This window comes from Skermanella sp. (assembly GCF_059503625.1).
This window is the reverse complement of record NZ_JCACHA010000688.1, coordinates 1-11969: the sequence shown is the minus strand read 5'-3', so window position 1 is coordinate 11969 and position 11969 is coordinate 1. Positions and strand designations below refer to the sequence as shown.

At 66.2% G+C, this 11969-nt stretch carries 10 protein-coding genes and 1 pseudogene; 4 read left to right on the top strand and 7 right to left on the bottom strand.

Annotated features, from left to right (window positions below; translation table 11 throughout):
- From AC5JJ6_RS22535 to AC5JJ6_RS22505, 7 genes and pseudogenes are all read right to left on the bottom strand, one after another.
- Window positions 1-286: pseudogene (locus AC5JJ6_RS22535) on the bottom strand (hypothetical protein); the annotation flags it as partial.
- Window positions 283-1038, bottom strand: coding sequence for a polysaccharide deacetylase family protein (locus AC5JJ6_RS22530; protein WP_496044213.1), 756 nt, complete (start codon window positions 1036-1038; stop codon window positions 283-285). The gene AC5JJ6_RS22530 and the pseudogene AC5JJ6_RS22535, both read right to left, overlap by 4 nt.
- Window positions 1035-2171: a glycosyltransferase family protein gene (locus AC5JJ6_RS22525; protein ID WP_496044212.1), complete on the bottom strand. Its 1137-nt coding sequence runs from the start codon at window positions 2169-2171 to the stop codon at window positions 1035-1037. Before AC5JJ6_RS22525 ends, AC5JJ6_RS22530 begins: the two co-directional genes overlap by 4 nt.
- Before the next feature lie 300 nt (window positions 2172-2471).
- Window positions 2472-3056: a histidine phosphatase family protein gene (locus AC5JJ6_RS22520; RefSeq protein ID WP_496044211.1), complete on the bottom strand. Its 585-nt coding sequence runs from the start codon at window positions 3054-3056 to the stop codon at window positions 2472-2474.
- Window positions 3053-4177, bottom strand: coding sequence for a glycosyltransferase family 4 protein (locus AC5JJ6_RS22515; protein ID WP_496044210.1), 1125 nt, complete (start codon window positions 4175-4177; stop codon window positions 3053-3055). The genes AC5JJ6_RS22520 and AC5JJ6_RS22515 overlap by 4 nt, the downstream gene beginning before the upstream one ends.
- A 12-nt stretch (window positions 4178-4189) precedes the next feature.
- Window positions 4190-5581, bottom strand: a complete 1392-nt coding sequence (locus AC5JJ6_RS22510) for a glycosyltransferase family 4 protein (protein ID WP_496044209.1) — start codon at window positions 5579-5581, stop codon at window positions 4190-4192.
- A 3-nt stretch (window positions 5582-5584) separates the two neighbouring features.
- Entirely contained in the window at window positions 5585-6814 is a 1230-nt protein-coding gene (locus tag AC5JJ6_RS22505) for a glycosyltransferase family protein (protein WP_496044208.1), read from the bottom strand.
- A 227-nt stretch (window positions 6815-7041) separates the two neighbouring features.
- Between AC5JJ6_RS22505 and AC5JJ6_RS22500 the strand changes: the two genes are divergently transcribed.
- The 4 genes from AC5JJ6_RS22500 to AC5JJ6_RS22485 all read left to right on the top strand — a co-directional run.
- Window positions 7042-9681 (top strand): ABC transporter transmembrane domain-containing protein, encoded by a 2640-nt coding sequence (locus tag AC5JJ6_RS22500; protein WP_496044207.1) that lies wholly within the window; start codon window positions 7042-7044, stop codon window positions 9679-9681.
- 76 nt (window positions 9682-9757) lie between these two features.
- Window positions 9758-10216: a cyclic nucleotide-binding domain-containing protein gene (locus AC5JJ6_RS22495; RefSeq protein ID WP_496044206.1), complete on the top strand. Its 459-nt coding sequence runs from the start codon at window positions 9758-9760 to the stop codon at window positions 10214-10216.
- 46 nt (window positions 10217-10262) lie between these two features.
- Window positions 10263-10748, top strand: coding sequence for a class I SAM-dependent methyltransferase (locus AC5JJ6_RS22490; RefSeq protein ID WP_496044205.1), 486 nt, complete (start codon window positions 10263-10265; stop codon window positions 10746-10748).
- A 141-nt stretch (window positions 10749-10889) separates the two neighbouring features.
- On the top strand, window positions 10890-11969 hold a 1080-nt coding region (locus AC5JJ6_RS22485), incomplete at its 3' end, for a methyl-accepting chemotaxis protein (protein WP_496044204.1).

Genomic DNA, 11969 nt, shown 5'->3' with positions numbered 1-11969 from the left:
TCGAATAATAGTTTAATCGTACCTGAGCCAAATGTTCCCACGGAATCGAACCGCCAAGCGGACCGCGGGCATAAATGCCAGTATTGTCCATCTCAATGACGGTCATGTGACGCTGCGCCGTCCGTGCCGTGAATAGTACGAACAATCCTGCGGCTACAGCCAGCGGCAGTGCCACCCAGGGACTTAGGGACAGCAGCAGTGGTGGAAGTCCGGTCAATACAAGACCGGTGGTGGCGCGGGCGTAGTCTCCCAGCAACGGACCGGGGGGATAGCGGTAGCGGGTCAAGACTGGCTCCCGAAGATATGGCGGGCATCCCGCCAGCAAGCGGCGGGATGCCGGGAGATGGCGGCGGCGTACGCGGCGAGGAAGCGGTCGCAATCCGCGTCATGGACGAGGTGGTGGGTCAGCAGGCCGGTCGGCTCAAGCGGATCGGCGGCGCCGCTCCGCCGGGCGGCGAGATGGCGGACCGTGGCGGCGACGACCGCATCCGTCCCGGCGAACCCTCCGCCGCCATGCCAGTCCATGATATCGACGTGGGTGTTGACCTGGAGCAAGCCCGGTGCCGGGTTGGCTGCCGCACGCGGAGTGAACGTGGATAAGCCGATGTAGCCGAGGCCGGGGAGACGCCCGATCAGGTCGGGCGAGATCCGGTTCCACGGCGGCACAAGGACTGGCAGGGGGTCGAAGGGGGCCAGCAGGTCCCATCCCGTCCTGAGATCGCCGACAACGCGCGATACAGGGCGGGCGGCGCCGAGTTCGGCCTTCTTGGCCGGCGCCGTCTCGTGGTTGGCATGGGACAGCCCGTGCTGAAGGACGGCGGCCTCGGGCCAGCCGTGCAGTTCGGCCGCCAGTTCGGGGGTCGCTCCGGCGGGGATGACGGCCAAGGCTACCGGAATGCCGGCGCTGAGGCTGCGCAGCCGGTCGAGGGCAGGGGTCGGGGCGACGGCATCGTCGTCGCGCCACCAGAAAGCGGCGGTGCGGCCTTCCGTACCCCATTGGTCCAGTTCAAGGGTCAGGGCATCCCAGGCGTCGTTCACGACGCGGCCTCGATCAGCAGGCGGGCGGTGGCGGCGGCACCATCCAGCGCAGGCGTAAAGGGGGGAGGGGGAGGCGCTTCGAGCGCGCGGGCGATGGCGGCGCCGAGGGTTTCGGCGGTCAGCCCGGCTTCGTCCGCGATGTGGAGCAGGCCGCGCGCCTCGAACAGCCGGGCGCGGTCGGTCTGCTCGGTCTCGCTGCCGGACGCGAACGGAACGACGACGGTGCGGCAGCGGGCCTGGAGGATATCCATCAGCGTGTTGTAGCCGGCCTGGCTGATCGACAGCGTGCAGCGTGCAAGCAGTTCGGGGAAATCGGGACGTGCCCGTTCCACGATGACGCCGGTGGGCGCGGAGGTGCGGAGAGCCTGGAACTCGGCCTCAGGGATGTCGGGACCGGCGAGCAGGCGCCAGGGGATGCCGGCAAGCGCCGTCAGCGGGCGGGCTTCGATCGCGGCGCGCAACAGGGGGAGACCGACGGCTCCTCCCCCGACCGAGACGACGACTTCGCCGTGGCCGTCGCCGTGCGGTGCTGCGGGTTTGCGCGCCGGGGCGACATAGCCGGTGTAGCGGATCAGGTCGCGGATGGTATCGGCCGGCGGGAAAGTGGTCTCGAACGGCACCAGTTCGGGATCGCCGTGGACCAGCACGAGGTCGAGATGACGGCGGGCGATGTCGGCCATCTCCGCTTCGCGCGCCGGGTTGTCCTTGGCGACCAGGATGTCGCGGACCGATGCGGCGACGAGGGGACGGGACGGCCACCGGTTCAGGCCATCGAGCAGGGGGAGGAGTTCGAAGCGGAATTGACGGCGGCCGAAGGGATAGGTTTCCAGCAGCAGGATATCGGGACGGACCTTTTCGGCGAGCGCCAGCAGGGCGGTACGGCGGTGTTCCTTCCAGGTGTCGTCGAGCGGACGGCCGCCGTCGGTCACCAGGAGCTTGAAACTCTTGTCGGCGGCACGGGCGGGGGGGAGTTGCACCACGCGGGCATCGCCGTAACCGACACCGGCGACGGGGAAGCCGCCGGACGCCACCGTGACGTCCAGCCCGGCCTCGGCCATGGCGCGGGCGATCAGCGCCGCCCGGCGGACATGGCCGATGCCGAGAAGATGCTGGACCCAGATCAGAGCCTTCATGAGGGTAGCCGGGCGATGATTACGCCCCCCGACCCGTCGTCAGGTATACGCAAATGTCATCATTCCTGTTCGTGGCGTTAACTTAAACCGAAAGAGGAAGGCGTTTAATTGGCCAGCGATGTTGACTGGTGAAGATGCTGATGCCGTAGGTCGGTCTAAAGCGAAGCGGCAGCCGGCATAGACGCGCCTGCTTGTCGGCTGCCGCTTCGCTCTACACCGACCTACGAAGCGAGAGTTGGCGGCTATGGAATCGACTCCTGATGATGGAAAGAGGGAAGAAGGCAGTATATAGGAATTTAATCAAATTTCCAAACCTATGTTCAACTCGGCGACGGTCGGTGTGCCGTCGGGCAGCAGGGTGAAGCGGTGGGCGCAGCCGTCGAGGAGCTTGTGGGCCGGCTTGTCCGTCATGTCCCAACCCGTGGCGAGCGCATAGATTGCGCGGATTACGCCCTTATGGGCAACCGCTCCGGTCGGGTGAGACCGGTTGGCGGTTTCGGTAAGCCAGGGGCGCAGACGGTCCTGGACGTCGCGCGGGCTCTCGCCCTCGGGTGCGCGGAAATCGAGGCCACGGGCCTCCCATGCGGCCATCAGGTCGCCTAGCTCCGCCCGCAGGTCCGTCAGCGTGCGGCCCTCCCAGGTTCCCCAGTCTGTTTCCACGAGGCGGGCGTCGAAGGTCGGGTCCAATCCCAGCAAGCGCGCGGTCCCGGCGCAGCGGGACAGGGGGCTGGCGACCCATGTTCTGTCGCGCAGGTGATTGGGCAGGACCCAGGTACGGACGACGGCTTCACCTTCCGGCGACAGGGGAATGTCGGTACGGCCCTGGATCAGGCCTTCGGTGTTCCAGGCGGTCGGACCGTGGCGAAGGATCAGGAGGTCGGTCATCGGGAACCCGCTATCTGTTTCAGGAGCGCGTCGAGCGTACGGGACGCGCCCGCGAAGCCGTGTTCCGCCGCGGCGATCCGTGCCGCGGCAGCTGCCATGGCGGCACGGCGCGTCCGATCCGTCAATAGCGTTGCGACCGCTTCGGCAAAGGCTGTTTCGTCGCCGATGGGTGTCAGCAGTCCGGTGACGCCGTCGTATACGATATCAGGAACGCCGCCGGTCCGGCCGGCGACGACGGGAAGGCCGGCGGCCTGGGCTTCCAGCAGGGCCATGCCGTAGGCCTCGTTGATGGCAGGCCAGACCATCAGGTCGGCGGCGGCGTAGCACGCGGCAAGCCGGTCGGGCGGCAGGGCGCCGAGGAAGCGGATGCGGCCGGGCGGGAGGGTGCCGAAGCTTTCCTCGACGCAAGTGCGCCGGGGACCGTCGCCGACGACCAGCAAGCGCCAGTCATGGCAGCCCAGCCGCTCCAGCGCCCGGGCTAGGATGCGGAAGGAGCGCTGCTTGTCCCCGCCGCGCATCATGCCGACCGCAAGCAGCCAGGGAGCGTCGGTGTTCAAGTCGAGGGAGTGGGCGAGGCCGGCGCGGTCGGCGGCGCGGTCACGGTGTGCGGGTTGCTCGACGAAAGGGCGCAGCACCGACAGACGGTCGGGCGATGTCAGCAGCGGACGGAGGCATTCGGTATCGGCCGTCGTCAGGGAGATCACGGCATCGGCTTGGGCGATGGCTTGCGCCGCCGCCCTGTGGCCGAGGTCGAAGCGTCCTCCCGCCTGCTTGGGCGCGTAGGAGGCTTCCGCGATCACGTAGGGGATGCCGAGGGACCGGCTGACGGCCGGGCCGAGCCAGTCCGGGGCCTTATGGTAGAGATGGTAGGTGAACCACAGGTCGGGGGGCTCTTTGCGGAGACGCCGGGCCAAGCGGCCGGCGAGGCGGCAGCCCAGGGCGCCCAGGCGTTCGTGGCGGTTGGGGCTGACACCGTCGTCCCAGCTTCGGAAGCCGCTCGCCAGGGAGACGTCATGGCCGGCATGCTCGAGCGCCGCGATCAGCAGCCGCGCCATCCGGCGGTCGCCCGAAGGCGTCGGGTGGTTCGGTGGCTTCAAAGGCGCGTAGAAGGCTATCCGCATGATGGTTTGGGGTCAGGCCCCGGTCTCTTCGGGGCGGCTTATTCCCACACCGTTACTTATCCCCTCTCCCTCCGGGAGAGGGTCAGGGTGAGGTGCTTGCATGGCAGGGGACTTGGCAGTCGCGCTTCCCCTAACCCCGACCCTCTCCCGGAGGGAGAGGGGGAAGAGTTCGGGTTGACTCAGTAACCTCGCCAGCCGGTCCAGCCCGGCTTCGGCGCTGAAATGCGAGCGGACCCGTTCCCGTCCGGCGGCGGCCAGCCGGGTGCGGGTTGCCGGATCGCGGGCCAGGGATACCAGCGCTTCCGCCAGTCCAGGCGCATCGCCGGGATCGACCAGGACGCCGGTTTCGCCCTCCACGATCAGTTCGGGGATGGCGGCCATCCGGGTGGCGGCGACGGGCAGGCCCATGATCTGGGCTTCCATCAGGACGTTGGGCAGCCCGTCGCGGTCGCCGTCGCTGGCCATGCGGCTGGGCAGGAAGAACAGGTCGGCGGCGATCAGGTTGGCGATCACGACGTCCTGCGGCTGGGCGCCCAGCCAATCGATGCGGTCGCTCAGCCCGAGCCGTTCGGCTTCGGCCTTCAGCGCCTTCAGCCCGGCGCCGCCGCCGATATGGACCCAGCGCCAGGACAGGTCCGGCGGCAGCAGGGCCAATGCTGCCAGCGCCACGTCGAAGCCCTTCTTTTCCACCGCCCGGCCGACCGACAGAAGGATCAGCGGGTCGGCGGGATCGCTGCCGGTACGGGGAGGACGCGATGCGGGCGGTGGCGGGAAGCGGCCGAACTCCAGTCCGTGGTAGAGCAGTTCCATCCGCTCGCGGACCGGCGCCAGACCGGCCAGATGCGCGTGGCCCATGCGGGTGCAGGTGACGCCCCAGCGGGCATCGGCCAGCTTCTCGCGCTTTTCCCACTCCGGGATGGTCCAGATGTCCTTGGCGTGTGCTGAAAAGCTCCAGGGCAGCCCCGTCAGCAGGGCCGCGTAGCGGGCGACGCTGGAGGGTGTGTGGAGGAAGTGGGAGTAGATCCGCTTGGTATCGGGCGGCAGTTCCGACGCCAGCACCATGGCCTGGCCGAACCGGCGGACCCGGTTGCGCGTGCGGTCGCGCGCCAGATCCTTCAGCCAGATCCCGCGGGCATGATTCCAGCCGGGCAGGCGCCGGGTGGTCTTCAGCGCGCGGGCGACCCGTGCCGGCTCGTCATGGAGGTATTCCGGCAGGTAGGTGACCGGCGCCTTGAGCTGGGCGTGCAGCGCGTGGGTGGCCTTGTCGGTCGGATGGCGGAGCGAGAACAGGTTCAGCGTCAGGCCGCGCCGTTCCAGCCCGACCAGTTCCTGTGCGATGAAGGTTTCCGATAGCCGGGGCCACCCCTTCAGGATGACGCAGATCGAATTTTCCGAGACGTGCAACGGTCAGGCCCGCCGGCGGAACAGGGTGCGGCGCGCCGGGCGCCGCGGTTCCGACAGGTGCCGTTCGGCCAGCCGGTTGACGTTTTCCAGCCCGTCGAGCAGACCGGGGATGATCACGTCGCTGGGCGCCTGCTGCTGCGGCAACTGGCGCAGCGCGGTCGCCATGGCATGGGCGTCGCGGACGCCGTCGTCGGGCAGCATGCTGACCAGACCAAGCTCCTGCGCCCGGCTGGCGCGGATGAACTGTTCCAGCCTGGGCACCATGCGCGGCACGATCAGCGCCTTCTTGTCGAACGACAGGATCTCGCAGAAGGTGTTGTAGCCGCCCATCGCGACGACGCCCGACGCCTTGGCCATCAGGCTTTCGAGCTGGGATTCGAATGTCAGCGCCTCGACCATCGGCAGCGCCGCCGCCCGCGTCATGAATTCGTTCTGAAGCTCGCGGTTCATGAAGGGGCCGAGCACGATCAGGGCGCGATGGGGCAGCTTGCGGTCGGCCTCATAGGCGCGCAGCACCCAGTCGACCATCTCCTCCCCGTCGCCGCCGCCGCCCGGAGTCACCAGGATGAACGGATCGTCGGGCATGTCCGGGCGGTCGGCATGGGCTGACTCGCTGCGTTCCAGATAGCCGGTATAGACCATCTTCCTGCGGACCGAGGGCGGCACCTTGATGCCTTCGAGCGGATCGCAGATCTGCGGCAGGCCATAGACCCATAGCTCGTCGTATAGCTTGTCGAGGGCGGGGAGCACTTTCTTGCGCTCCCATTCCGGGGCCAGCGCCGAAGGCTCGTCCATCACGTCGCGCAACCCCAGGACGAGCGGCGTGCCGCGCGCTTTCAGCATCTGCAGGGTTTCCAGGACCTCGCCGCGCAGGCCGAGCGGTTCCTTGTCCACGATGAACAGATCGGGATCGAAGATTTCCGCCGTGTGGCGGATGATCGAAGCCCGCATCGCCAGCATCTCGTCGATGTCGATATGCAGGTTGAGCGAGGTATACTCGCCGTTCCGCAGCTTGATGACGCCGGGGATGCGGACGAAATCGACCCGGCTGCGGAAATCGAAGCTGCCGATGATCGGCGAACCCGACAGGATCAGGACCGACAGGTCCTTATGGCGCTCGACCAGCGCATGGGCGATCGTCCGGCAACGGCGCAGATGACCAAGACCGAAGGTGTCGTGGCTGTAGATCAGCACGCGACTGTGCTCGCGGCCCTGAACGGTGCGGTTGCTCATGCGCGGTCACTCATCGCGTCATCCTCGGCATCCTGTCGAGCTTCCGGACGTTCCGCCGCTTGGCTGACTCCGAAGCGCTTAGGGATCAATGCTAACGTCAGTCTCTAGCAGAATACCTGGGTATCGACCATGTGAATTGCCGGGTGCCAATCCATCAGGTACTCTTGTTTCCACTTTTTCCCCGCCCTGACGATTCGGGCTGGGCCATCGTTTCGGATATCAGAGGTATGGAAAAGAGCATCTTTCGCTTCGTGCTGCGATATAGTACGCGGCAGCAGGTGGTGATTCTGCTGCTCACCTTATCTTCATTTCCATTTCTTTACTATTCTCTTGAACTGCCTAAGCAGATCGTCAACGACGCCATCGGCGGCCAGAATTTTCCTAAGGAATTCTTCGGCTTTCAGTTCGATCAGGTGCCGTATCTCATTCTGCTGTCACTTTTGTTTTTGACCCTGGTGGTCGTCAACGGAGCTTTCAAGTTCCGCATCAACACGCTCAAGGGGCGGCTGGGCGAGCGGATGCTGCGCCGGCTGCGCTATGAGCTTTACGCGCGCGTGATCCGTTTCCCGCTGCCGCGCTTCCGCAAGGTCAGCCAGGGCGAAATCATCCCGATGATTACGGCGGAGGTCGAACCGCTGGGCGGCTTCATCGGCGACTCGATAGCCCTGCCGGTGTTTCAGGGCGGCACGCTGCTGGTCTACCTTACCTTCATCTTCATGCAGGACCCTATCCTGGGAGCGGCGGCAGTTTCCCTTTATCCGTTCCAGGGATGGCTGATCCCGCGGCTTCAGCGCAAGGTCAACCAGCTCGGCAAGCAGCGTGTCCGGGCGATGCGCCAGATCTCCGACCGGATCGGCGAGTCGGTGTCCGGCATGCCCGAAATCCATGCCCATGATACATCCGCCTGGCATCTGGCCGATCTCTCCCATCGCTACGGCGATGTCTACGATATCCGCTTCGAGATCTTTCAGCGCAAGTTCTTTATCAAGTTTCTCAATAACTTCATAAATCAGCTGACGCCCTTCTTCTTTTATCTGATCGGCGGATACCTGGTGATCAAGGGCAGCATCAGCTTCGGCTCTCTCGTGGCGGTGCTGGCGGCTTACAAGGATCTGGCCGGTCCCTGGAAGGAGCTGCTCGACTATTATCAGATGAAAGAGGACATCCGGATCAAGTACGAGCAGGTGATCGAGCAGTTCGACCTGCCGGAACTGATGCCGGCGGCGCTGATCGCGGCGGATGCCGATCCGGGGCAGCGGCTGACCGGCGCCATGGTGTTCAGCAACGTCTCGTTCGGCGAGGAAACCGGTCCCAAGATCCTGGACAATGTGAGCTGTACGCTGCCGCTGGACGCCCATACCGCCATCGTCGGCGGCCCCGGACGCGACGAGTTCGCCATGCTGGTGGCTCGCCTGCTGATGCCGACGGGCGGACGCATCCGGGTCGGCGACAAGGACCTGTCCCAGTTGCCGGAGGCGGTCACCGGCCGGCGGATCGCCTATGTCGGGCAGACCAGCTACATGTTCACCGCCAGCCTGCGCGACAACCTGTATTATGGGCTGCGCCACCGGCCGCTGAAGCCGTCGGAACTGGACGAGCGCGCCCAGGCCGAATGGAAGCGCCGCGCCCATGAATCCAAGGAGGCCGGCAACACCGACTTCCCGCTCGACGCCGACTGGATCGACTACCAGGCGGCCGGATGCGACGGGCCGGATGCGCTGCGCCGGCGTACCATGGACGTGCTGGCCATGGTTGACCTTTCGGACGATGTCTACGGCCTTGGGTTGAACGGGACGCTGAACAGTGCGAACTGCGGCGATGTGGTGGACCGCATCCTGGAGGCGCGGGCGGCGCTGCGGGCGGAGTTGGCCCAGCCGTCGATGCGGTCGCTGGTGGAGGTCTGGAACCCGGAACGGTACAACAACAACGCCACCGTGGCCGAAAACCTGCTGTTCGGCAGTCCGGTCGGGCCTGTTTTCGCGATCGACAGCATGGCGGAGAACACCTACGTGCTGGAAGTGCTGGAAAAGGTTGGCATGACCGGCGATTTCCTGGACATGGGCGTTCAGGTGGCGCGGACCATGATCGAGCTGTTCGCCGACCTGCCGCCGGGCCATCAGTTCTTCGAACAGTTCAGCTTCATCAGTTCGGAAGACCTGCCGGACTTCCAGCCGATCGTGACGAAGGCCGACAAGGACGGCCTGGACAGCCTGAAGCCGGAGGAAAAGCGCCGGCTGATGGCGCTGCCGTTCAAGCTGATACCGGCCCGGCACCGCCTGGGCCTGATGAATCCCGACCTGGAGCGGCGGCTGCTGGAAGCCCGCCAGGTCTTTGCCCGCGACCTGCCCGACGCCCTGCGCGGCTGCGTCGAGTTCTTCGTGGAGGACGCGTACAACGCGGCATCGACCATCCAGGACAACATCCTGTTCGGGAAGGTCGCGTATGGGCAGGCGCAGGTCGGCGGCAAGGTCGGGCGGCTGATGGCGCAGGTGATCGACGAACTGGGCCTGCGCGAGACCATTCAGGAGATCGGCATGGACCACTATGTCGGCGTCGCCGGGTCGCGCCTGTCCAGGGCGCAGCGGCAGAAGGTGGCGCTGGCGCGCGGCATCCTGAAGAACCCCGACCTGCTGGTGATCAACGAGGCAACCGCCGGTCTGGACGGCGCCAGCCAGAGCCAGATCCACAACGCGATCCTGGAGGAACGCCAGGGACGCGGGGTGGTCTGGGTGTTGCATAGGCCAAGCATCGCCCGGCGGTTCGACCAGACCCTTGTGCTGCGCGGTGGGCAGCTTGCCGAGCACGGCAGTTATCAGGATCTGGACAAGCCGGGTACAGTCATGCACGAGTTGCTGGCGGCCGAGTGACGTGTAACGGCGGGATACGCCATGGAGCCGAACAGCAAGTGTGCGGCATGAACGCACCGTAACAGGAGACGCCGACGTGAGCCTTGCCGAAGAAGTCGAGCTGCTGCGCAGGATACCCATGTTCGCCAACGTGGAGGTCAGCAAGCTGAAGCTGCTGGCCTTTACCAGCGAGCGGGTCTCTTTTCATGCGGGCGACGTCCTGTTCCAACAGAACGAAATGGGCAGCAGCGCGTTCATCATCGTGTCCGGGGAAGCCGACGTGACGGTCGATACGCCGGGCGGTCCCCTGGTCGTGGCCCATGTCGGCCGCAACGACTTCATCGGCGAGATCGCGATCCTATGCGATGTGCCGCGTACGGCCAGCGTCGTGGCGCGGACCGACATGACGACGTTGTGCATATCGAAGGACCTGTTCTTCCGCATGGTCACGGAGTTTCCCCAGATGGCGGTCGAGATCATGCGCGTGCTGGCGCAGCGGCTGGAGAACACGACCCGGCAGTTGCAGGAAGCTGTTTCCAGCGGCAAGCCGGCGTGATCGCCGTCACGGATTCGATATCGTGGATTTTTGAAGAAGGGGTTTCATGAGCCGGTTGGACAGTTTCATCAGGCGCGTCACCGCCCAGCGCGATTGCCTGAACGCCGCGGCCGTGCTGGTCCGCGACCTGCCCGGCCCGGTGCTGGAGTTCGGCCTTGGCAATGGCCGGACCTACGATCACCTGCGTTCGCTGCTGCCGGACCGGCGGATCTTCGTGTTCGAGCGGCAGGTCGCGGCGCATCCGGACTGCATTCCGCCGGACGAGTGCCTGCTGCTGGGCGATCTTCACGAAACCCTGGACGGGGCGGCGGCCGTGATAGGCGCACCGGCGGTTCTGGCCCATGTCGATATCGGCTCGGGCAATCCCGCCGCCAATGCGGAACTGGCCGCCTTCCTGGCGCCGCGCCTGCACAAGCTGATGGCGCCGGGCGGGATCGTCGTCAGCGACCAGGACCTTGGTATCGCCGAGTGGGAGCCGGTGGCGCTGCCGCCGGGGGTGCGGCAGGGGCGCTATTTCATGCGGCGGGTCTGACTACCGCTTATTGTATAAGCGCCGTTGACCAAAGCCAGAAGTCTGCTCTCATCGAATTTTAATAAACGTCCCTAGTATACTAACGGATAAGCGAGTGCCGGGTTGTGCGCCAGGCAAGAAATCCGTTGGGAGGGACAATCAATGGCGGACGGGTCATTCCTGCTACCGACGCGGACCTTGACGGCCGAAACCGAGGCCGCGATCGGCGAGCTGGCGCGGGAAGTCGGCAGCCTTGGCGTGGCTTTCGCCGACGTGGCCGGACATGTCGAGGATGTCAGCGGCCGCATCTCCCATCAGGTTTCCGTCCTGGACGAGTTGCGCGGCGAAGCCGCCGCCATGTCCGCCGGGACGGGCAACGTCAACGCCGCGGCGGCCGCGGCGCGCGCGGTGACCGCCAAGGCGCAGGATCAGGTGGCGTTGGGCCGCGGGCAGGTGGACAATGCCCTGTCCGGTCTGCGCACCCTGACCGAGGACGTGACGGCGATCGAGAAGCAGTCGGGCGACTTGACCGAAGCGCTCAACCGCGTCGGCCGGGTCGCGAACGAGATCAGCGCCATCGCCAAGCAGACCAACCTGCTGGCTCTCAACGCGACGATCGAGGCGGCGCGGGCGGGCGAGGCCGGGCGTGGTTTCGCGGTCGTGGCCCACGAAGTAAAGGCGCTGGCCGGCAAGACTGCGTCGGCGACCCAGGAGATCGATTCGACCCTGCGCTACCTGACGGAACAGGTGAAGGCGCTGGCGGCGCGCGGCACCGGGGCCGCCGTGAAGGCTTCGGCCGTCGGCCACGACGCCAACCGGCTGGGCGAGCTGATGGTGACGCTGGCCGACGCCATCGGCGACGTCGACCAGCAGCAGGACCGGATCGAGGATGCGGCGGGGGAGATCGCCGCCAGCATCGGCACGGTCGAGCGGCGCATCGTCGATCTTTCCTCTGCCGTCACGCAGTCCAGCGGCAACCTGAACCACGCGCGCGACCGGCTGAACGGCCTGCTGGCTTCCAGCGAGAAGCTGATCGGCTTGTCGACCCGGCTGGATGTGGAGACGGTCGATACGCCGTTCATCCGCGCCGTTCAGGAGAACGCGGCGCGCGTCACGGCGATCCTGGAGCAGGCGATCGACGCGGGCACGCTGACGATGGAAGCGCTGTTCGACGAGACCTACAAGCCGGTGCCGGGCACGTCTCCCGAGCAATGCGTCACCCGCTTCAGCGATACGGCGGAC

Excerpts from the sequence above, each read along its gene's own strand:
- AC5JJ6_RS22525 (WP_496044212.1), bottom strand. The coding sequence starts at position 2,171 with ATGAAGGCTCTGATCTGGGTCCAGCATCTTCTCGGCATCGGCCATGTC.
- AC5JJ6_RS22520 (WP_496044211.1), bottom strand. The coding sequence starts at position 3,056 with ATGACCGACCTCCTGATCCTTCGCCACGGTCCGACCGCCTGGAACACC.
- AC5JJ6_RS22515 (WP_496044210.1), bottom strand. The coding sequence starts at position 4,177 with ATGCGGATAGCCTTCTACGCGCCTTTGAAGCCACCGAACCACCCGACG.
- AC5JJ6_RS22505 (WP_496044208.1), bottom strand. The coding sequence starts at position 6,814 with ATGAGCAACCGCACCGTTCAGGGCCGCGAGCACAGTCGCGTGCTGATC.
- AC5JJ6_RS22500 (WP_496044207.1), top strand. The coding sequence starts at position 7,042 with ATGGAAAAGAGCATCTTTCGCTTCGTGCTGCGATATAGTACGCGGCAG.
- AC5JJ6_RS22490 (WP_496044205.1), top strand. The coding sequence starts at position 10,263 with ATGAGCCGGTTGGACAGTTTCATCAGGCGCGTCACCGCCCAGCGCGAT.